This is a genomic window from Actinomadura sp. NPDC048021 (genome assembly GCF_040653135.1).
GTDB lineage: Bacteria > Actinomycetota > Actinomycetes > Streptosporangiales > Streptosporangiaceae > Spirillospora > Spirillospora verrucosospora.
Genome location: NZ_JBEZJQ010000012.1, coordinates 130,251 through 150,382 on the forward strand (window position 1 = coordinate 130,251; position 20,132 = coordinate 150,382).

The 20,132-nt window shown below is 72.0% G+C and carries 24 protein-coding genes; 6 read left to right on the forward strand and 18 right to left on the reverse strand.

The window, feature by feature from the left end; translation table 11 throughout:
- Positions 1–11: 11 nt before the first annotated feature.
- Both AB0C87_RS21345 and AB0C87_RS21350 read right to left on the reverse strand, forming a co-directional pair.
- On the reverse strand, positions 12–986 hold the full coding sequence (locus tag AB0C87_RS21345; RefSeq protein ID WP_345172809.1) for a glycosyltransferase: 975 nt from the start codon (positions 984–986) through the stop codon (positions 12–14).
- Between the two features lie 177 nt (positions 987–1,163).
- Positions 1,164–2,597: an LCP family protein gene (locus tag AB0C87_RS21350; protein WP_345172808.1), complete on the reverse strand. Its 1,434-nt coding sequence runs from the start codon at positions 2,595–2,597 to the stop codon at positions 1,164–1,166.
- A gap of 132 nt (positions 2,598–2,729) precedes the next feature.
- On the opposite strand from AB0C87_RS21350, the gene AB0C87_RS21355 reads away from it, so the two are divergent.
- Both AB0C87_RS21355 and AB0C87_RS21360 read left to right on the forward strand, forming a co-directional pair.
- Positions 2,730–4,157, forward strand: a complete 1,428-nt coding sequence (locus AB0C87_RS21355) for a DUF1266 domain-containing protein (RefSeq protein WP_360579139.1) — start codon at positions 2,730–2,732, stop codon at positions 4,155–4,157.
- Between the two features lie 193 nt (positions 4,158–4,350).
- Positions 4,351–5,166, forward strand: coding sequence for a hypothetical protein (locus tag AB0C87_RS21360; protein ID WP_345172804.1), 816 nt, complete (start codon positions 4,351–4,353; stop codon positions 5,164–5,166).
- Positions 5,167–5,230: 64 nt separating this feature from the next.
- On the opposite strand, the gene AB0C87_RS21365 is transcribed toward AB0C87_RS21360, so the two are convergent.
- The 9 genes from AB0C87_RS21365 to AB0C87_RS21405 form a co-directional block, all read right to left on the reverse strand.
- Positions 5,231–5,539: a DUF1416 domain-containing protein gene (locus AB0C87_RS21365; protein ID WP_185031495.1), complete on the reverse strand. Its 309-nt coding sequence runs from the start codon at positions 5,537–5,539 to the stop codon at positions 5,231–5,233.
- A 28-nt stretch (positions 5,540–5,567) separates the two neighbouring features.
- A complete protein-coding gene (locus tag AB0C87_RS21370) occupies positions 5,568–6,407 on the reverse strand; it encodes a sulfurtransferase (RefSeq protein ID WP_345172801.1) in 840 nt (279 codons plus the stop codon).
- A complete protein-coding gene (locus tag AB0C87_RS21375; protein ID WP_345172799.1) occupies positions 6,404–6,841 on the reverse strand; it encodes a DUF4395 domain-containing protein in 438 nt (145 codons plus the stop codon). The genes AB0C87_RS21370 and AB0C87_RS21375 overlap by 4 nt, the downstream gene beginning before the upstream one ends.
- A gap of 78 nt (positions 6,842–6,919) precedes the next feature.
- Positions 6,920–6,985, reverse strand: coding sequence for a putative leader peptide (locus tag AB0C87_RS21380; RefSeq protein WP_353819285.1), 66 nt, complete (start codon positions 6,983–6,985; stop codon positions 6,920–6,922).
- A gap of 129 nt (positions 6,986–7,114) precedes the next feature.
- Positions 7,115–7,540, reverse strand: coding sequence for a thioredoxin family protein (locus AB0C87_RS21385; protein WP_345172797.1), 426 nt, complete (start codon positions 7,538–7,540; stop codon positions 7,115–7,117).
- A gap of 84 nt (positions 7,541–7,624) precedes the next feature.
- Positions 7,625–8,362 carry a zf-HC2 domain-containing protein gene (locus tag AB0C87_RS21390; protein ID WP_345172795.1) on the reverse strand — a complete coding sequence of 246 codons (738 nt, stop codon included), beginning with the start codon at positions 8,360–8,362 and terminating at the stop codon, positions 7,625–7,627.
- Entirely contained in the window at positions 8,359–8,874 is a 516-nt protein-coding gene (locus tag AB0C87_RS21395) for a sigma-70 family RNA polymerase sigma factor (protein ID WP_345172792.1), read from the reverse strand. The genes AB0C87_RS21390 and AB0C87_RS21395 overlap by 4 nt, the downstream gene beginning before the upstream one ends.
- 46 nt (positions 8,875–8,920) lie before the next feature.
- Positions 8,921–9,631 carry a DUF2993 domain-containing protein gene (locus AB0C87_RS21400; protein WP_345172791.1) on the reverse strand — a complete coding sequence of 237 codons (711 nt, stop codon included), beginning with the start codon at positions 9,629–9,631 and terminating at the stop codon, positions 8,921–8,923.
- Between the two features lie 159 nt (positions 9,632–9,790).
- Positions 9,791–10,045, reverse strand: coding sequence for a MoaD/ThiS family protein (locus AB0C87_RS21405; RefSeq protein WP_345172788.1), 255 nt, complete (start codon positions 10,043–10,045; stop codon positions 9,791–9,793).
- Positions 10,046–10,281: 236 nt separating this feature from the next.
- On the opposite strand from AB0C87_RS21405, the gene AB0C87_RS21410 reads away from it, so the two are divergent.
- Positions 10,282–10,998, forward strand: a complete 717-nt coding sequence (locus AB0C87_RS21410) for a response regulator transcription factor (RefSeq protein WP_345172786.1) — start codon at positions 10,282–10,284, stop codon at positions 10,996–10,998.
- Here AB0C87_RS21410 and AB0C87_RS21415 read toward each other — a convergent pair.
- Entirely contained in the window at positions 10,935–12,137 is a 1,203-nt protein-coding gene (locus AB0C87_RS21415) for an MFS transporter (RefSeq protein ID WP_360579142.1), read from the reverse strand. The genes AB0C87_RS21410 and AB0C87_RS21415 overlap by 64 nt on opposite strands.
- Before the next feature lie 33 nt (positions 12,138–12,170).
- Here AB0C87_RS21415 and AB0C87_RS21420 point away from each other — a divergent pair, with 33 nt between their 5' ends.
- Positions 12,171–13,217: a LacI family DNA-binding transcriptional regulator gene (locus AB0C87_RS21420; RefSeq protein WP_360579144.1), complete on the forward strand. Its 1,047-nt coding sequence runs from the start codon at positions 12,171–12,173 to the stop codon at positions 13,215–13,217.
- A gap of 11 nt (positions 13,218–13,228) precedes the next feature.
- Here AB0C87_RS21420 and AB0C87_RS21425 read toward each other — a convergent pair whose 3' ends face one another.
- Positions 13,229–14,044, reverse strand: a complete 816-nt coding sequence (locus AB0C87_RS21425; protein ID WP_345172782.1) for a hypothetical protein — start codon at positions 14,042–14,044, stop codon at positions 13,229–13,231.
- Between the two features lie 182 nt (positions 14,045–14,226).
- Here AB0C87_RS21425 and AB0C87_RS21430 point away from each other — a divergent pair, with 182 nt between their 5' ends.
- The gene (locus AB0C87_RS21430; protein ID WP_353831814.1) at positions 14,227–14,709 is read left to right on the forward strand and encodes a MarR family winged helix-turn-helix transcriptional regulator; all 483 of its coding nucleotides are present in this window, start codon (positions 14,227–14,229) and stop codon (positions 14,707–14,709) included.
- Between the two features lie 4 nt (positions 14,710–14,713).
- On the opposite strand, the gene AB0C87_RS21435 is transcribed toward AB0C87_RS21430, so the two are convergent.
- Positions 14,714–15,007, reverse strand: a complete 294-nt coding sequence (locus tag AB0C87_RS21435; protein ID WP_353831815.1) for a MarR family transcriptional regulator — start codon at positions 15,005–15,007, stop codon at positions 14,714–14,716.
- A 33-nt stretch (positions 15,008–15,040) separates the two neighbouring features.
- Here AB0C87_RS21435 and AB0C87_RS21440 point away from each other — a divergent pair, with 33 nt between their 5' ends.
- Complete coding sequence (locus AB0C87_RS21440) at positions 15,041–15,472, forward strand: nitroreductase family deazaflavin-dependent oxidoreductase (RefSeq protein WP_360579147.1); 432 nt, start codon at positions 15,041–15,043, stop codon at positions 15,470–15,472.
- 19 nt (positions 15,473–15,491) lie between these two features.
- Here the strand turns inward: AB0C87_RS21440 and AB0C87_RS21445 are convergent, their stop codons facing one another.
- The 4 genes from AB0C87_RS21445 to pstC all read right to left on the reverse strand — a co-directional run bounded on the left by AB0C87_RS21445 (position 15,492) and on the right by pstC (position 20,058).
- The gene (locus tag AB0C87_RS21445) at positions 15,492–17,078 is read right to left on the reverse strand and encodes an alkaline phosphatase family protein (protein ID WP_360579149.1); all 1,587 of its coding nucleotides are present in this window, start codon (positions 17,076–17,078) and stop codon (positions 15,492–15,494) included.
- A gap of 253 nt (positions 17,079–17,331) precedes the next feature.
- Entirely contained in the window at positions 17,332–18,108 is a 777-nt protein-coding gene (gene pstB / locus AB0C87_RS21450) for a phosphate ABC transporter ATP-binding protein PstB (RefSeq protein ID WP_185031461.1), read from the reverse strand.
- 67 nt (positions 18,109–18,175) lie between these two features.
- Complete coding sequence (gene pstA / locus AB0C87_RS21455; RefSeq protein ID WP_353831818.1) at positions 18,176–19,081, reverse strand: phosphate ABC transporter permease PstA; 906 nt, start codon at positions 19,079–19,081, stop codon at positions 18,176–18,178.
- A complete protein-coding gene (pstC, locus tag AB0C87_RS21460; RefSeq protein WP_345172767.1) occupies positions 19,078–20,058 on the reverse strand; it encodes a phosphate ABC transporter permease subunit PstC in 981 nt (326 codons plus the stop codon). The genes pstA and pstC overlap by 4 nt, the downstream gene beginning before the upstream one ends.
- Positions 20,059–20,132 lie beyond the last annotated feature (74 nt).

Consider the following 20,132-nt stretch of genomic DNA (forward strand, 5'->3'; position numbering starts at 1 on the left):
GCCGCCCCGCGCTACTTCTCCGGTTGCGGCGGGGCGGCGTCCAGGCCGGGGAGCCCCTGGTGCCCGCCTCCCGCCGGGCGCGCATGCCGGGGGATGTAGGGGATGGCCGGGCGGGTGCCCGGCCGGGCCCGGTCGCGGTCGCGCAGGCGGTTGCGGCGGGCGCCGTAGGGGGCGACGACCGCGCGGTAGAACGGTTTGCGGATCAGCGTGGGGACGAGCCGGTAGCCGCCGCGCACCATGACGTTGCGCCAGTACTGGGGCTGGGAGATGAAGCCCTCGCGGAGCATCTCGCGCTGCAGCCGCAGTTCGGAGCGCAGCAGGTCGCGCCCGCCGCGCCGCTCGTAGGCCCCCTGGCCGACGCGGTAGTACACGAGGGGCTCGGCGACATTCACGATCCGCGCCCCGCCCGCGATCATGCGGGCGAACAGCCAGTAGTCCTCCATCAGGGGCAGGTCGCCGTAGCCGCCCGCGGCGACGACGGCGCTGCGCCGGTAGACGACCGTGGGGTGGTTGAACGGGTCGTGCAGGCGGGAGTAGCGCGCGATGTCGGCGGGGTCGCTCGGCGGGATGCGGCGGCCGACGATGTCGGTGATGTCGGTGCCGAACTCCAGCAGTCCCGCGCCCACGAGCTCGGCGCCCGCGCGCACCAGCGGGACCTGCGTCTGGAAGCGGTGCGGCATCGAGTAGTCGTCGGCGTCCATGCGGGCGACGATGTCGTGGCGGGCGGCGTGCAGGCCGGCGTCGAGGGCGGGGCCGAGGCCCCGGTTGTGCTCCAGGTGGACGAACGTGACCTCGACCGGGCTGATCCTCACGAGGTCGCGCAGGCCGGAGGCGAGCGCGGGCGGGACGGGCCCGTCCTGCACGAGGACGACCTGGTCCGGGCGGAGGGTCTGGAGGTGGACGGCGCTGCGGAAGGCGTCCCGGACATGCTCCTCACGATCACCGCCGTAGACGGTCATCAGCAGGGTGAAGGGTTCGGGCTGCATGCGTCCGTTCCGGGGGGGAGCGTGGCGGCCGTGGGGGGCGCCCGTGCGGGGGCGGGGCGGCGGGCCAGGTCGGGGGGTAGAGGGGGGCGCCGTCCTAGATGAGACGTTTCAAGAGGGTCGATGGTTTGCGCGGCCAAGATACCGCTGAGACGGCTCCCAACGGGTTCGGGCGCGTCATCAGGTCGGTGCGCAGATGTTGCGGTCGGCGCGGATCTCCCCCGCGATCTGCGGAACCATCGGGCCCAGCCCCCGCAGTTGGGCGCCGTCCCTGCCGATGACCAGGTAGACGTAGCCGGGTTTCGCGGACGCCCACGGGCGCGGCTGGTGGCCGGGCACCGCGATCGCCGTGCGCGCGGCCTGCCGCTCGGCGCCCGCGCCGTAGAGGATCCGGGTGTGGGGGACGGGCTTCCTGGCGGTGCCGACCTTGACGACCTGGAAGCCGCGCTCGGTGAGCTGGTCGGCGGTCCGCTGGGCGAGGCCGCCGGTGCCGGAGGCGTTGTAGACAGCGAGCCTGACCTGCGTGGGCGGGACGGGCTGGACCTTGTTGTTCGCGGGCACGGGCTCCGGCTGGGGGAGCTTGTTGTCCTCGCGGATGGCCCGGAACAGGGGCTCGGCGGCGGCCTGGGCGAACTGGACGCGGTTCTTGTCCTGCGGGAACGCCTGCACGGGCACGGTGACGAAGCGGACCTTGCCGGCGCTCATCCCGCCCAGGGACGCGGCGAGCTTCTGCATCACCGACAGGGTGAGCCCGTCGTCCGCCTTGATGGACCTGGTGGCGGCGGACAGGAAGGCGTAGGTGCGGCCGGGGTCGGTGAGCATGCCCTTGTCCGTGGCCTTCTTGACGACGGAGGCCATGAACGCCTGCTGCCGCTTGATCCGGTCGAGGTCGGAGCCGTCGCCGAGGACGTAGCGGGTGCGGACGTAGCCGAGGGCCTGGTCGCCGCGGACGGTCTGCCGGCCGGCCCTGAGGTGCAGTTCGGCCTTGGGGTCGTCGATCCGCCGGGGGACGCAGATCTCCACGCCGCCGAGCGCGTCCACGACCCGCTTGAACCCGGCGAAGTCGACCTCGACGTAGTGGTCGATGTGGATCTTGGTGAGCGACTCGATCGTCCGCCAGGTGCAGGCCGGGCCGCCGTTGGAGAACGCCGCGTTGATCATTCCGAACTGGGCCGGGACGGTCGTGCCGTTCTTGCGCTTGCACGGCGGCATCTGCACCATCGAGTCGCGCGGGAAGCTGACGCCGATGGCGCTCTGCCCGCCGGGCGAGATGTGCAGCAGGATCGTGGTGTCGGAGCGCTGCCCGGCCTCGGTGCCGTAGCGGGCGTTCTCCCCGGCGCGGCTGTCGGAGCCCATCATCAGGATGTTCAGCGAGTTGTTCAGCTTGGGCGGCCGGTGCTCGCCGAGCCGGCCGTCGACGTTCTCCCGGTCGATCTGCCCGTCGAGCCGGCGCCAGAACCCGTAGGCGGTGAGGCTGCCCGCCACGAGCACGACCGACAGCCCGATCGACACCCAGCCGAGCATGCGCCACAGGCGCCCCCGCACCGGCGGCTCCGGTGGCGGCGGGGCGCTGTCCGCGTAGTACACGGGCGGGGGCGCGACGGCTCGCTGCATCCGGAACATTTCAGCACAGATTGGACATGCGCCACGGGCGTCGCGGGAAAGAGCCGGGCCCGCGTTCCGACCGCCGCATAAGGGGCACCGGGTAGATGATCTAGACGTAAGGGATGCTGTACGGTCCTGCCCATGGAAGAGGCCGGTCAGCTCGACGCGCTTGAGCGGGCCGTCGAAGGGACGCTCGCCGAGGGGTCGTTCGAGTTCGACGACGAGGAGGCGGTGCTCCGCATCGAGGGGTCCCTCGTCCTCACGACCGGCTGGTTCCTCGGCCTCGGCGCGGGCGGCGTGGGCCTGCTGCTGACCGGTGCCGTCCTGTCCCTGACCGGGCTCCCGGACCAGGCACGGTGGGCGCTGGCCCCCGGCGCCGTCCTGCTCGCCCTGGTGGGCGGGTTCGTCCTGCTGCTGCGCTTCACCCCGCTCGCCGGGCTCTGGTCGGACCTCGAACTGCGGTTCGCCGAGCAGGCCATGGTCCACCGGCGCACGCGGATCCCGTTCGGCGACCTGCGCCCCGAGCACCTGGTGTGGAAGAACGGCCGGTTCTTCCGCCGCCTCTACGTCCGGCACCCGGCGCTGCGCAAGCAGCTCGCCGGGTTCTTCGGCAGCGAGGAGCGGCAGGCCGAGGAGTTCCAGCGGCGGCTCTGGGATCTGATCCGCGCGCCCGACCTGAACGGCGCCCTCGCCCGCGGCAGCGACCTCACCCCGGTGCAGCGCTGGATCATCGCGGCCGGCGCCCCCTACGGCGCCGTCAACGGGTTCCGGGTGGACCGGCTCGGCGCCGCCCCCGGCGCGTCCGCCGCGGCCGCCGACCGCCGCGCGGCGCAGGACCTGCTCCAGGACCCCTGGGGCGCCTACGACCTGGAGCAGCTCCTCGGCGCCGTCAACTGGCTCGTCCAGGACGGGCACCGCGCCGACTTCACCCAGGACGCGCACCTCGCCGGCCGCTCCCCCGCCGAGCAGCGGGAGTACGAGTCGCTGCTGCGCGAGGTCGACGGCCTCATCGCCGGCGACCGGCTGGAGCCCCCGTTCGTCGAGCGGCTGATCGAGCTGGTCCGCGTCCGGTACGGGGACGAGGGCGACTCGTACGCGCGGCTCGTCCCGCCGCTGCTGCGCGACGAGCCGGGCGCGGACGCGAGCGAGGGGGGCGCCGAGCTGGCCCAGTTCCTCCACCAGCTCTTCAACGACCGCAACCACGCGGCGGAGGAGCTGCACCGGCTGAAGGCCCTCGCCGACCCCGCGCTGCGCGCCAACGTGGGACGGTTCCTGATCTGGGACTACGGGCGCGCGCTCATGCTCTTCCGGTGGGGCCACATCGTCGGCTGGCTGACCGAGGAGTACTGCTGGGACCGGATGCTCCCGCTCGCGCTCGACATCCAGCGGCGGTACACGTCCTGGCGCGACATGGCGACCTGCTACCTGCAGGGACGCCTGCTCTGGTCGGGCGGCGGCGGCCCGGCGCAGGCCGAGTACGAGCGGCTCGTCGAGGAGCTCGCCACCGAGCCCCTCAGCCCCTGGAACCTCGTCCCCTGGGACCTGGAACTCACCCGCGACTGGACCTAGTCCGGGATTCGCCGCCCGCCGCAACCGGACCCGCGTGTGATCTATCTCTCCGGTCCCCGGAATGCCCACCGCGGAACGGTTGTGTCGGCGCGGCCATCTGTATATGGGAAATCTGCCACGAAATCACCATTCACCGCACGTAGTCTGGTCCGACCTCAGTCGGCACCCCGCACGTGAACCGCCCGGAGCGACCATGAACCCCCCACCTTGGCCCGGCCAGCAGCCCGGTCGGCCGGGATTCCCGCCGCCTGCCGCGCCCGCCGGCCCTCCGCCGATGCCCGGCGGCCCCGGCTTCCCACCCCCGTACCCGCCGCGGCGCGGCGGCGGCAGCACGCTCGTGTGGCTGCTCGTCGTCGGCGCGGTGCTGGTGGTGGCCGTCGCCGGGACGTTCGCCGTCCTCGTCTTCAGCGGCGATGACGACGACCCGGCCCGGCCCGTGACGCTGCCGTCCACGACGCGCCTCCCGAGCTACGGCTCCTCGACGGAGCCGACCGTGCCCTCGCCCACCTACTCCAGCGGCGGGGCGGTCGACCCCGCCGGCGTCCTGAAGCGGACGATCACGACGGCGAAGGGCAACGTGTTCACCCAGGCGGGGACGCGCACCGAGTCGTGCGTCACCCGCGCGAACTCCGTGCTGCTGCCGGCGCTGCGCCGGCACCCGTGCATGGGGAGCATGTACTCGGCCGTCTACGCCAGCCCGTCCAGGCAGATCATCACCTCGGTCTCGATCCTGAAGTTCGCCACGTCGACGGACGCGGCCATCGTCAAGGGCTACACGAACCAGGAGGGCTGGCCGAAGCTGCTGACCCCGTCGGACGCCAGCGGGCTTCCGCAGCCGAAGGCCGACCCCGCGTACTGGACGCGGACCTGGGCGCAGGGCTCCACGGTCGTCTACGCCCAGTCGTACTGGTCGAGCGGCGGCCCGACGGGCGACCGCACCGGCAGCGTCTTCGCCACCGCCGGGGAACTCGGCGTCGAGGTCACCAACACGCTGACGTTCAGCAACTGACCCCCGGACGCGACGAACCCCGCCGCCCCGAGGGGGCGGCGGGGTTCGCGGATCCGGACGCGGGTCAGATCGTGACTTCGAGGCCGGCGACCTCGCCGGTCTTCGCGGTGACGCCGGTGTCGACGCTCACACCGCCGGCCGCCAGGACGCGGACCGTCCAGTCGCCGTCGGCGGCGAAGAAGCGGAACACGCCCTCCTCGCCCGTCACCACCTCGGCGGTGAACTCGCCCGACGAGTCGAGGAGGCGGGCGTAGGCGCTGGACACAGGGGCGCCGTCACGCGTGACGGTCCCCTGGATGACGGCCTCGTTGGCCAGGTCGACGGTCGCCGGAAGGTGCGCCGTCTGCTCGGGCGCTGCGCAGCCCTGGGTCATGGTTCCTCCAAGTGTGGTGCTGCGGGACTTACTTGCCTGCGCCGAGCTCGATCGGCACGCCGACGAGCGAGCCGTACTCGGTCCACGAACCGTCGTAGTTCTTCACGTTCTCCAGGCCCAGCAGCTCGCGCAGCGCGAACCACGTGTGCGAGGAGCGCTCGCCGATGCGGCAGTAGGCGATGGTGTCCTTGTTCAGGTCGACCCCGGCCTCGGTGTAGAGGGCGCGGAGCTCCTCGTCGGACTTGAACGTGCCGTCGTCGTTGGCCGCCTTCGACCACGGGATGTTGGCCGCGGTCGGCACGTGGCCGGCGCGCTGCGACTGCTCCTGCGGCAGGTGCGCCGGGGCGAGCAGCTTGCCGCTGAACTCGTCGGGCGAACGGACGTCGATCAGGTTCTGCTTGCCGATCGCGTCGACGACCTCGTCGCGGAAGGCGCGGATCGTCAGGTCCTGGTCCTTGGCCTTGTACTGGGTCGCGGGACGGCTCGGGACGTCGGTGACCAGCTCGCGGGAGTCCAGCTCCCACTTCTTGCGGCCGCCGTCGAGGAGCTTCACCTTGTCGTGGCCGTACAGCTTGAAGTACCAGTACGCGTACGCCGCGAACCAGTTGTTGTTCCCGCCGTACAGGATGACCAGGTCGTCGTTCGCGATGCCCTTGCTCGACAGCAGCTGCTCGAAGCCGGTCCTGTCGACGAAGTCGCGGCGGACCGGGTCCTGGAGCTCGGTCTTCCAGTCGATCTTCACGGCGCCACGGATGTGGCCCTTGTCGTAGGCGGACACGTCCTCGTCGACCTCGACGAGCACGAGCCCGGGGTCGTCAAGGTGGGCCTCGACCCAGTCGGTGTCCACCAGGACGTCTGAGCGGCTCATGCGGGAACCTTCCCTTCGGAGCGGACTTTCGCGGTGATGCGGCGGAAGAGCGGATACATCTCGCAGCCGAGGCAGAACCCGAACGCCGCGTTCAGGAACGCCGCCGCCAGTGCGAGGGCGGTGGCACCGATGCCGAGCCAGGTCGTTCCCGTCGCGTACCCGACGGTGCCCAGGAGGGCGAAGGCGAACCCGACACCCTGCGCGAAGCGGGGCGCGGCCTCGTCCTCCAGTTCCCTGGGCGGGGCGAGACGGGGACGGATGAGCACTTTGAACACCAGTCCGTACGGGGCGTACCGAAGGCCGAAGGAGGTCGCGATGGCGAACACGACGGCCTGAGCGGCGAGCAGTGCCCAGCTTCCGGTCACCAGGACGACGACGAGGACGGCCGTGGTGACGGAGGCGCCGAAGCGCGGCCCGCGTGGATCGACCTGCATCGGGGATCTCCTGGCGGAGTGGAAGCGTGCGTACGAGCTAGAAGGAGAAGGTGCTCGGGGGCGGACGGGCTCGATGCCTCAGGCCATGCGACAGAGCGAGGCGGCCACGCGGCAGAAGTCCACCGCGCGGCGCTTCGTGAGCATCTGCTCTGTCCAGTAACGCACGGACACGATGTTAAGCCGACAATCCACGGGCTGTCACATCCGTCTCGCCTTGCGAGACAGTGACATTCGTCTTAGCGCAGGTCATGAGGCTGCGGCTCAGGGAGTGACTCACGTGATGACCTCCCCCAGAGCGGCGATGACATCGGGCTTGCGGGGCGCGCCCGCGGCGCGCCGGACGACGCGGCCGGCCCCGTCCAGGACGAGGACGGTCGGCGTCCGCACGACGTTCAGCCGCCGGACGAGATCGAGGTGCGCCTCCGCGTCGAGCTCGACATGGGCCACGCCCTCCACCATCCGGCTCACCTCGCCGAGGACCCGGCGGGTGGCCCGGCACGGCGCGCAGAAGGCGCTGGAGAACTGCAGCAGCGTGGCCTTCTCGCCGAGTTCGGCGCCCATGTCGTCCGGGCCGACGGTCTCGCCCACCTGCCCGCCCTCCCCTCGCCGGGCGCGCAGCACGCCGTCACGGCGCCGCCTCACCAGGCCGAACGCCGTGGCCGCGAGCAGGACGCCCGCCGCGATCAATGCTCCGATCATCTCGTGCGACAACCCCGGGGCCTGCGCTTTTCTTCCCGCGGTCCGCCTTCTCTCACCGCCCGCCGCCCGCCGGGCCGCTCCCGGTCACGTGGGAATCGTGAGGAGGGGCCGCCCGTCCAGGCCGACGATCTCGAAGGAGAACAGCTGGCCGCGCGGGAACATCGTGGACCCGCGGTACTCGCCGTAGCCCTCGTCGTACGGGACGTACCAGCTGCCGAGCGCGTCCCGGCGCCCGTCCCGGGCGATCACCTGCAGCCGGCAGTGCGACCCCTTCGGGACGCCGGCCAGGTGCAGCTCCACCTCGGTCCCCCACGGCTTGCGGCGGAGCACCACGTAGCCCTTGACGGCGGTCCTGGGGTCCTCCGCGGTGATCCGCTCCCCCGCCGCCCCCGGCGCGGGGGACGCCGTGGACGGCGGCGGCTTGGCGCCCGCGCCGCCGGTCCCGCCGGTCCGCGACGGGAACACCAGGCCGCCGAACAGGCCCCCGACGACCAGCAGCAGGCACGCCGCGGCGGCGAGCGGGGCCCACCCCGCGGCCCGCCCGCCGGCCAGGCGCCCCAGCGGTCCGAGCCGTCCCCTCCGCCGCTCGGCCGCCCTGGCCAGCAGCCCGTCCAGCAGTTCGGGCGGCGGTCCGGCGATCCCTTCCAGCTGCGCCTCGTCGACCCGTCCGAGCAGCGCGGGCAGGCCGGCCATCCCGGCGAGCTCGTCGCGGCAGGCGGGGCAGTCCCGCAGGTGGGCCTCCAGTTCGGCGCGCTCGCCTGGATCGAGCGCGCCGAGCACGTACGACCCGAGCGCGGTGCGCGCCCGCGTGCAGCCGCTCACGGCGCCAGCCCCCGCTCCTCCAGCGCGAGCCTGAGCGCCCGCAGCGCGTAGTAGGTGCGGGACTTCACGGTGCCCGGCGGGATGCCCAGCGTCTCCGACGCCTCCGCGACGGAGCGGCCCCGGTAGAAGGTCTCGACCAGGACGGCCCGGTGCGGCGGGCTGAGCCCGGCCAGCGCCTCGGCGACCGTCCAGGACTCTAGCGCCCGGTCGATGTCGTCGGAGCCGTCGGCGGTCATCAGGACGTGCTCGTCGATGCCCGTCTCCGGCGGCCGGGCCCGCCTGGCGCGGTGCGCGTCCACGACGAGGTTCCGCGCGACCGTGAACAGCCACGGCCGGACGGGGCGGCCCGCGAGGGCCTCCGGATGCTTCCAAGCGCGCAGCAGCGTCTCCTGCACGACGTCCTCTGCCTGGGTTCGGTCTCCGCCGGTCAGCCGCAGGACGTAGCCGAGGAGGGCGCCCCCGTGCTCGCTGTACAGGGCGCGCAGCAGCCCCTCGTCGGCGGTCGGTCCCACACCACTGTCACGTACGCTCCCCCGGCGCGGTTCACGGGTTCCGGGATTACTTCTGCGCGGGCGCCTGGAGATCGTTCAGCCGGACGTTCTCGGCGGTCGCCGCCACGCGCAGCCCGTCCGGCGTCGGCTCGATCTTGCTGATCCGCGACCCGACGGGCAGGTCGGAGACGGGCACCACCCACGTGAGCTGCCGCTTCACCAGCGCCAGCGGGATCTGCGCGGCGCCGTTCGACCCCACCGACACGGGCGAGATCGCGATGCCCTTGGCGGTCGGCCTGACCTCCACGACCGCGGTGCCGTTCACCGGGAACCCGAGGACGTTGCCGGTCAGGTCCACCGACAGGTCGTCGCCCTTCGGCCCGATCCGCTTGACCTCCTTGGGCGCCTGCTTCTGGATCACGTCGTAGGGGACGACGGCCGAGGCGGTCGCGGTGCGCGCGGTCACGTTCGCGGCGCTGCCCTTGGTGACCTCCGACAGCGGCGCGTCGACGCCCCGCATGTCGACCTTGACGCCGGTGACGGTCACGCCCTGCTGCGTCCAGTCGCCGATCCCCACCTCGATGTGCTTGTACTCGCCGCCGACCGCCTGCGTCAGGAACGGGATGCCGTGGATCGTGACGTCCGGCCGCTCCTGGAGGTTGTACTGCGCGGCCACCTGCTCGCCGATCTTGTCCTCCGCGATCCTGACCCCCAGCCGGTCCGCGGCGACCAGCCCCGCGGCCACGAGGATCAGCAGGACCAGCAGTACTTTCCGCATGTCTCTCCTTAGGCCTGGCGCATGCGTTCGCCACACGATAGTGAACGAACCACCCAAAAAGGGTCGCTCCGGAGAATGACCTCTGAGCCGGGAAAATCACCCCGGTGTGAGATCAGCCACCTCCTCCGCCCCCGCTCAGCCGCCCGCTCAGCCGCCCGCTCAGCCTCCCGCGAAGGGCGGCAGCACCTCCACGACCCCGCCCTCCGGCAGCGTCACCGACGCGTGCGGCCGCGTCCCGACCGGATCCCCGTCGACCAGGAACGAACTCCGCCCGACGACCCGGGCGAACTCGTCGCCGCGCCCGGCCCTGGCCGCGGCGACCGCGTCCTCCAGCGTCGCCGCGTCGTACGGCTCCTCGTGCGTCCCCGCGGCGGACTTGGCGGCCGCCCAGTACCGCATCGTTCCCTTGGCCATGCCTCCAGGCTCTCATCTCCCGCTGACACGGTTCCCGCTGACACGGTCCGGCCAGGCCGCGACATGGCCGCCGGAGGCACCTCGGTTATGCTCAGGGGTGAGGGATCCGGGCGACGAGGCCATGGAGTTCATCCGCAAGGCTCTGCATGGCCGCCTCGTCTTCGAGCCGCCGGCCGTGCGCCGGTCTTGGGGGTGGGCCGCCTGGGTCCTACGTCTTTTAGGGACGGGAGGCGGCATTGAGCAGCTTGCTCTTGCTGACCAACGCGTTGGAGCCCTCTGACGAGGTCCTGCCGGCGCTGGGACTTCTGCTGCACTCCGTGCGCGTGGCGCCCGCCGAGGGCTCCGCGCTCATCGACGCGCCGCCGGCCGACGTCGTCCTGGTGGACGCCCGCCGCGACCTGGTCCAGGCCAAGGGCCTGTGCCGCCTGCTGCGCACCACCGGACTCGACTGCCCGCTGCTCGCGATCGTCACCGAGGGCGGTCTCGCCGCCCTGAGCTCCGAGTGGGGCCTGGACGACGTGCTGCTCCAGACCGCGGGCCCCGCCGAGGTCGAGGCGCGCCTCCGCCTGGCCCTCGGACGGGCCGCGGCGGGCGCGGAGGCCGACGAGGTCCCCGGCGAGATCCGCAGCGGCGACCTCACGATCGACGAGGCCACCTACACCGCCCGGCTGCGCGGCCGCGTCCTCGACCTGACGTTCAAGGAGTTCGAGCTGCTGAAGTACCTGGCCCAGCACCCGGGCCGCGTCTTCACGCGGGCCCAGCTCCTCCAGGAGGTCTGGGGCTACGACTACTTCGGCGGCACCCGCACGGTCGACGTCCACGTCCGCCGCCTGCGCGCCAAGCTCGGCGCCGAGTACGAGTCCCTGATCGGCACCGTCCGCAACGTCGGCTACCGCTTCGTCCCCGACCACCGCCCGGGCGACGCCGAGGAGAAGACCCCCGCCCGCGCCTGACCGCCCCGCTCCCCGCCGGCGAAGCCGCTCAGACGGAGCAGCAGCGGGGTCAGGGCGAAGAGGACGACCGCGAGCGCCGCGACCGCGACCATGGCGCCGCGCAGCCCGACGGCCTCCGCCCAGAGCCCGACATAGACCGGCCCGGCGAGGAACCCGAGGTAGGACACGGTCGTGACGACCGACGTCGCGCGCCCCCGGTGGTCGTCGCCGACGTTCCGGGCGACCAGGCGGAGCAGCGTCGGGAACAGCACGGCGGTCCCGGCGGCGGCCGTCGCGAGCCCGGCCCCGGCGACCGCCGGCGTGGACGCGACCGCGATGACCAGGGCTCCGCCCGCGGCTCCGGCCGCCCCGGCGAGAAGGATCCCGCGGACGGCCCTCGCCCCGCCCGCCGAGAACCGCGTGATCGCCACCGTCCCGGCGAAGACGGCGGGCGCGACGGCGCCGAGCCCGCCCGCGTGCAGCTCGTCGTCGGCGAAGACCGCGCTCCAGCTCTGGTGCGCGTTCTCGCCGGCGAACGCAAGCGCGCCCAGAACCCCGATGAGCAGCAGCGGGACGATCCGGTGCCGCCCCAACGGCGCCGCCGCCTCACGCCGGACGACGAAGTCACCGGGAAACGCCCACAGGCACGTCCCGGCGGCCACGCAGGCGCCACCCGCCGCCACGAACGGCACCACGAGCGGCAGGGGCGACGCCGCCCCACTGGCGAGGCTCGCGAGCACCACGAGACCGGAGAAGACACCGTGGGCCCGGGTGATGACCGCCTTGCCGGCGGCTCTCTCCGCCACCCCGGCGACCGCGTTGATGCCCACATCGGCCGCCCCGCTGGCGGCGCCCACCATCGCGAGCCCGGCGCACAGCCCGGCAAGGTTCGCGGCGGTGAACGCCACCACGACTCCGGCCCCGCCCAACGCCGCGAGGGCGGCGCCCGCGACTCCCGGCCCCCACCGGTCCAGCGCCCGCCCCGTCAGCAGCATCGCCGGGAGGGCGCCCGCGCCCACGAACAGCAGCGCGAAGCCGAGCGCGCCGTCCCCGATCCCCGCCTGGTCCTGGACGCGGGGCACCGACGCGCCCCACACCCCCCAGAACGCCCCGAACGCAGCGAACCCCACGAACGCGCGCCACGAGGTCCCGACACCCATGTGTGTAACGATACACAACTAGCATGAGGTCTCATGGAGCCGTCAGGAGGCGCGAAGCGCGTGACCCTGGCCCAGGTGGCGGAACGGGCAGGCGTGTCCGTCATGACCGCCTCCTACACCTACAACCGCCCGAACCGCGTCTCGGACCAGGCCAGATCCAGGGTCCTCGCCGCGGCGGCCGAACTGGGCTACGCCGGCCCCGACCCGAGCGCCCGGTCCCTGCGCCGAGGCAGCAACCGCACGCTCGGCGTGGTGATGGGCGAGCATCTGGGCTACGCGTTCGAGGACCCGGAGGCGGTGTCCTTCATGGCGGGCGTCGCCGGCGTCTGCGGCGAGCACGGGTACGGCATGACCCTCGTCCCCGTCACGGGCACTGCCGACGACGTCACCCGGATCACCGACGCCGCCGTCGACGGCTTCATCGTCTGGACCACCTCCGACGACGACCCCGTCCTGGCGGCGGTCCGGGCGACGAGGCGCCCCGCGGTGGTCCACGGGGGCCCGGCGGTCGGCGGCATGGCCCTGGTGGGCATCGACAACCGCGCGGCGGCCCGCGCGGTCGGCGCCGCCGCCTGGGCGGGCGCCGAGCGCCCCGCCGTGGTGAGCTTCCCGCTCTCCCGCGACCGGCGCACCATGATCACCAAGGGCGCGGCCCTCCCCAAGGCCGCCTTCCCGGTGACGCGCGACCGCCTGGAGGGCTACCGGCAGGCGGCCGAGGACGCCGGGATCGCCTGGCGGGACGTGACCGTCGCGGTGTGCGCACGCAACGACGCCGCCGAGGCGGAGCGGGTCGCCGCGGCCCTCCTGGCCTCGGCGGAGCCGCCGGACGCGATCGCCGCGATGAGCGACCAGCAGGCGTCCGGAGTCCTCCGCGCGGTCCGCGCCGCCGGCCGCTCCGTCCCCGGCGACGTGGCGATCACCGGGTGGGACGACGCGGCGGCCGCGGCACCGCTGGGCCTGACCACGGTCGCCCAGTCCCTGCGCGACCAGGGCGCGTCCTGCGCGCGGATCGTCCTGGGCCGGCCGGACTTCCGGGCGGCGGCATGGTCCCTCGTCCACAGGACCAGCACGCGCCCCTGACCTCCGGCCGGTCAGGACCCGGAAGACTCGGGCGCGCCGTTGAAGCAGAATCGGGGCGGCGCCTTCAGGGTGGGCGGCTCGGAGCCGGGAAGCTCGGCGATCTCGATGCCCTCGCGCTCCGCCATGGCCGTCACCGTGGGCAGGTGGTCGTGGTAGAAGACCGGGACCCACCGGTCGGACGGCTCGCCCCGGCCGGCGGGGAGCTCCACCAGCTCCTCATCCCGGGTGACGCCCGCCCGGGCGGCCACGTCGAGCGCTTCGCGCGGGTCGGCGTCCCCCGCGTCCAGCGCCGCGAGCAGCGCCTCGACGGCGGGACGCTCGACGTTCCCGGCGGTCACCGCGCGCATCAGGTCCTGGTACGCCAGCGCCGACGGGGATCCGTCCTCGTCGATGAACTCGTCCATGCGCTCGGCCCCGTCGGCCAGGATGATGGCGAGCCCGTCGTCCACGTGTTCGGGAAGCGGGGGGCCGCCCCAGGAGCCGTCCCACCAGCGCAGGAAGGCCACGGAGTAGTCCTCGTCCACCAGAAGGTTCTGGAGCCATTCCCACGGCAGCCACGCCGGGCCTCCGGCGAGCAGGTCGACGGGCAGGTCCTGGATGTGCGTGTCGGAGGCCTCGTTGTCGTAGCCGTACAGCAGCGCCCGGCCGCCCTCCACCCAGCGCAGGGCCCAGAAGCCGTTCCCGATGTCCTCGGTGCGCAGGAAGCCGCCGTCCACGTGGACCTGTCCGGAGCAGTCGTCGAGGTAGGGGGCCATCATGGCTTTGACGACGCCCTGGGCCCAGAGTTCGGCGGGCGGCGGCACGTCGGTGGAGACTTGGTCGAACACGGCACTCCTTCTGTCGGAGGTTTTCCGGCCGTCCGACGCTTGGGGAACCGGACTGGTTCCCGGCGCTCCCACCGCGCTCGCGGCCGTTCCCGCCGCGGCACGGCCCTCGACGCCTTGACCTCAACTTAACTTCAGGTTCTACGGTTCCCGTACTAGTGATCAACCAATGGGGGACACCGCACATGAAGACCGGAGAAGTCTCCGACGCCGAACTGGCCGCCCAGCCGGCCGCCTACTGGACCGGATTGGCCTACGAGGCCCTCATCGCGTTCACCCGAGCCCGGCAGGCTGAGTTCGGCTTCACGCAGCCGCAGTTCTGGCTGCTCCGCAACCTGTCGAAGAACGACCTCTCGCCCGACGGCCACGGCATGACCATCCCCGAACTGCGGGAGGCCATGAAGTCCTACCTGAGGCCGGAGGACGACCTGGAGGCCGAGTCGAAGGTCCTCCTGGAGCACGGCTGGTCGACCCGCGACGGCGACGGACGCCTGTGGATCACCGAGGCGGGAGAGAGGACCCGAACCGAGTGGAAGGAGCACGCCCCCGCGATCCGCGACCTCATCCACCGGGGCATAGACGACGCCGACTACGTCACCGCCCTGAAGGTGCTCCGGCAACTGATCCACAACACCAGCACCCCCGCGCCCGACCGCACAGGTCGGTGACGCGTCAGCCGGATGCCGCGTCCACGCCCGTCGGCGGCCCGGTCAGAACACGTGCGAGCAAGTCACGAAGGTGCCTCTGGTCGGAGCCGGGCAGCTCGAAGAAGTTCCGAGCCAGCGCGTGGGCCCTGGACCGCAACTGCCGGCGTTTGCTCTCCCCGGCTTCGGTGAGCACCACATGCTTGACACGACGGTCACCCGGCGCGGGCTGACGGGTCACCAAGCCGCGACGTTCCAGACCGTCGACTATGCCGGTGACGTTCGACGGCTCGCATGACAGCCAGTCGGCCAGCTGACGCATGGGGGGCTCATGACAGCTGAAGGAGTTGTGGCGATGAACGAGATCTTCGACAGCCCCACGCCCTGGGTCGCCGACCACATCCGCGCCTACCTGGAGACCGGCGGCGTCCAAGGACACCTCTACCAGGGCTGGCCGACGCTGCTGCTCACCACGCGAGGCCGCCGGTCCGGCAAACTGCGCCGCACCGCGCTGATCTACGGCCGGGACCAGGACCGTTACCTGCTGGTGGCCTCGAACGCCGGAGCCGCCCAGCCTCCCGCCTGGTACCTCAACCTCACCGCGCACCCGCAGGTGACCGTGCAGCTCGGAGCCGACACCTTCGTCGCACAGGCCCGCACCGCCACTCCGCAGGAGAAGCCACCGCTCTGGGCCCGGATGACCGCGGTCTTCCCCCTCTACGACACCTACCAGGCCACCTCCGAACGCGACATCCCGGTGGTGGTCCTGGACGCCGTCTCGCCCTGACTGGCCGGCCAGAGGGCGTTCAGGGCCTCCCGGCGACCGCTCCGGTGTCCGGGTCGATGAGGACGCGGGGCGCCCTCGCGCCGGAGAAGTCGAACATCGAGTCCAACGCATTGGCGCGGGTGTCGAAGGAGGCGTCTCCGATACGGCCGGCGCCCCAGTTGTCCTCGATGAAGCGCAGGATCGACGCCTGCTCCGAAGGGCGGTGGTCGACGTGGTTCACCCTGGCGTACGGCGAGATCACGATCAGGGGCAGCCGCTGGCTAGGCCCGCACCGGTCCTGGTAGCCCCCGGCCGCCCCGACCTTCCGGCAGGCCGGCCCGTCCTGCGCGGGGTCGGCCGAACCGTTCGTGATGCGCGGCGGGACGTGGTCGTACCAGCCGTCGGAGTCGTCGTAGGCGAGGATCACCGCCGTCGAGGCCCATTCGGGGGACTTCTCGATCGCGTTGACGGTGGACGCGACGAACCTCTGCTCGTCCAGAGGATCGGAGTAGCCGGCGTGGCCGTCCTGATAGGCGGGGGCCTTGAGGAAGGAGACGGCCGGCATGCGGTGCGCGGCGAGGGCGGCGTGGAAGTCGGCCAGGTCGTACTGGTGGTTGGCCTGGTCGGTGTGGCCGATCGCAGCCACCCCTGACGGAGGCAGGTGCTTCTCGTTGGCCGTCGACCTGTAGTACTGGAACGGCTCGTGGTGCGGGCTGTAGTCGACGACCCGGCTCTTGCCGATGTTGGCGTGCGCGGCGCCGCAGACCTTGTAGCCGTTCCTCGTGCCGGTCGGACGGAAACCGCCCTGGAACCAGCCCCACGTCACGTGCTTCGCGTTCAGGAGGTCGCCGATATTGCGGCCGGTCATGACGGTGAGGCCGCCGCCGGACGCGTGGCCGTCGCCGGAGCAGTCGTCGAACGCCGGATCAGGGTCGTTGATGACCGTGCCCACGCCGTCCCCGTCCGGGGACGAGACGACCGACGGATCCGAGACTTTCTCGTGCGTCTTCGGGTCGACCGCGTAACCGCCGTGCGTCTGCCCTGAGACGAGATTGAGGGCGCCGGGGGTGGACGGCCCGAACACCGAATCCCAGGAGTTGTCGCTCATCGCATAGTTCTGGGCGTAGTTCCACATGGCGGTGACCGTGTTGCCGTCGTAGTAGTCCATGACGAGGCCGGGCCCGCTGAAAAAGTGCGGCCGGCCGCCGCACTCACCGCGCTCGGTGAACTCGACGAACCTGTCCATGCGGCCGCCGTTGACCGCCTTCTGCTCGGCGGCGTAGCCGTGGTCCTGGTCGCAGGTGAGGGCCTGGGAAGGACCGAGCCGCCTCGGGTCGTACCGGTTGGGGTTCCTCGTCAGGAGGCGTCCGCTCAGCCCGTCGGCCTTCGGCGTGCCCGGCGCGGCGTGGAACGGCGTGCCGTCGGTGTTGGCGGCCTTCGGATACGTCCCGAAGTAGTGGTCGAAGGAGACGTTCTCCCCGTAGATCACGACGACGTGCTCGATCGGGCTGCGCGCCGCCGCACTGGTGCGCGGGGAAGGCGCGACTCCCTCGCCGCCGCAGCCAGAGCTCAGCGCCGCCGTGCCGACCACGACCATGGACGCGGCCAGGACCGAGGGCCTGCGCATCTCTCCACCACCCAAGCGTCGGGACGACTGGCGATCCCGCCCGTCACGCACCGACTGCGCGGGGCGGCGATCGATCCCTAGGGGCAATGCCCCGCCGATGACGTCCGCACCGTTCGCGACGCCTGGAAGCGCGAAGAAATGGCCTCCGCCGAACGGAGAGATGGAGTCCGAGCGTCCCAGCGGGCCGGGAAGGCTCCGAGACGCGCGGAAAGCCCGGAGCCGAAGACCGGCTCCGGGACCGATCGGGCCGGGATCAGCCGAAGCGGCCGGTGATGTAGTCCTCGGTGGCCTTCTGCTCCGGGTTCGCGAAGATCTTGCTGGTGTCGTCGATCTCGATGAGCTTGCCGGGCTTGCCCGTCCCCGCGATGTTGAAGAACGCGGTGCGGTCGCTGACCCGGGCCGCCTGCTGCATGTTGTGCGTGACGATCACGATCGTGTACTGCGTCTTCAGCTTCTCGATCAGGTCCTCGATCGCGAGGGTGGAGATCGGGTCGAGGGCCGAGCACGGCTCGTCCATCAGCAGCACCTGCGGCTGGACGGCGATCGCCCGCGCGATGCACAGCCGCTGCTGCTGTCCGCCCGACAGGCCGGCGCCGGGCTTGGCGAGCCGGTCCTTGACCTCGTTCCACAGGTTGGCCCCGCGCAGCGACTCCTCGACGACCTCGTCCAGCCGGCCCTTGCGGCGGACGCCGTTCAGCTTGAGCCCGGCCGCCACGTTGTCGTAGATCGACATGGTGGGGAACGGGTTGGGCCGCTGGAACACCATCCCGACGACGCGCCGCACCGCGACCGGGTCGACGGCCGAGTCGTAGAGGTCCTCCTCGTCCAGCATCACCTTGCCCTCGACGCGGGCGCCCGGGATGACCTCGTGCATCCGGTTCAGGGTGCGCAGGAACGTGGACTTGCCGCAGCCCGACGGCCCGATGAACGCCGTCACCGAGCGCGGCTCGATCGTCATCGAGATGTCCTCGATGGCGTGGACGCCGCCGTAGTAGGCGTGCAGCCCGGATACCTCGATCCGCTTGGCCATGGGGTCAGGGTTCCTTTCTCTGGGTCAGCGGGCTCCGCGCGTGCGCGGCTGTCGAACCAAGGGGGGATCAGCGCCCCGCGGGCGCCTTGCGCCGCGCGACGAGCCGGGCGACCAGGTTGAGCAGCATGATGATCCCGATCAGCACGAGCGCCCCCGTCCAGGCCCGGTCGATCGAGTTCTGGTTGGGGTCGGCGGCCTGCTCCCAGATGAAGGTGGGCAGCGAGGCCTGCGCGCCGTCGAACGGGTCGTTGTTGATCGCCTTGGTGAAGAAGATCGTGAGCAGCAGCGGCGCCGTCTCGCCCATCACGCGGGCGACGGCGAGCATCACGCCGGTGACGATGCCGGTCATCGCGGTCGGGAGGATGACGAAGCAGATCGTCCGCCAGCGCGGCACCCCGAGCGCGTAGGACGCCTCGCGCAGGTCGTTCGGGACGAGCTTGAGCATCTCTTCGGTCGCCCGCACCACCGTGGGGATCATCAGGATCGTCAGGGCGAGGGATCCGGCGAGTCCGGAGAAGTCGAAGCCGAACGTCAGCAGCCACAGCGCCAGCACGAACAGGCCCGCGACGATCGACGGGATGCCGGTCATCACGTCCACGGTGAAGCTGATGACCTTGCCGAGCCGCCCGTTGCCGGCGTACTCCACCAGGTAGATGGCGGTGAGCACGGCGATCGGCACGGCGATCAGGCTGGTGATCAGCACCTGCTCCAGCGTGCCGATGATCGCGTGGTAGGCGCCGCCGCCGGCGTCGCTGCCGCTGACGGCGTTCATCGAGAACTGGAAGAACGTCAGGTCGAGGCGCTTGGCGCCGTTCACGACCACGGTCCACAGGACCGACACCAGGGGGATGAGCGCCAGCGCGAACGCGAGGTAGACCAGGCCCTGGACGGCCCGGTCCTTGATCTTGCGCCCGGCGGACACCGGCCCCAGCCGGGCGCCGGGGGCGGGCTTGCTGGTGGAGACGGTGGTCACACGAACTCCTTCCGGCGCGCGACGACCGCGCGGGCGGCCATGTTCACGAGCAGGGTGATCACGAACAGCACCAGGCCGGAGGCGATGAGGGCGCCGCGCCCGGTGGTGGACGCCTCGGCGAAGCTGTTGGCGATGTTGGAGGCGAACGTGGCGCCGCCGTTCTCCAGCAGGTGGATGTTGATCCCGGGCACGAAGGTGAGGACCATCGCGACCGCGATCGTCTCGCCCATGGCGCGGCCGAGCCCGAGCATGGCGCCGCCGATCATGCCGGAGCGTCCGTAGGGCAGCACCGCCATCCGGATCGTCTCCCAGCGGGTGGCGCCGAGCGCGAGCGCGGCCTCCACGTTGGCCCGCGGCACCTGCAGGAACACCTCGCGCGAGATCGACGAGATGATCGGCAGGATCATGATCGCGAGCACCACGGAGGCGGTGAAGATCGAGTTCTTGCCGGGAGAGTCGCCCCCGAAGATCGGGATCCAGCCGAGGACGGAGTTCAGGAACGCGCTGATCCCCTCCATGTGCCGGGACAGGAAGACCAGGCCCCAGAGCCCGTAGACGATGCTCGGCACCGCCGCGAGCAGGTCCACGACGTACCCGAGCCCGGAGGCGAGCCGCCGCGGCGAGTAGAAGGAGATGAACAGCGCGATGCCGACCGCGACCGGCGTCGCGATGAGCATCGCCAGCAGCGACGACACGACCGTCCCGAACGCGAGCTGCGCGATGCCGAACCTCGGCGGCGCGGCGTTCGGGTTCCATTCCTCCGCGGTCAGGAAGTTCGCCTTGTTGTCCTGCAGCGCCGGAACGGCCTTCCACACGAGGAAGACCGCGATCGCGGCCATGATCAGCAGCACGATGATGCCCGAGCCGCGGGCCGCCGAGACGAAGATCTTGTCTCCGGCGCGCCCGGTGCTCATCCGCCTCGCGGCGGCAGGGCGGTCGACGCCGGCGGCCGCGCCGACGCCGGTCTCGCTCATCACGGGACGTCCTCCTTCGATCATGTCGCCGGAACCCGCGTCGGCCCCGCCGCCGATGTGCTCGGCGGCGGGGCTGC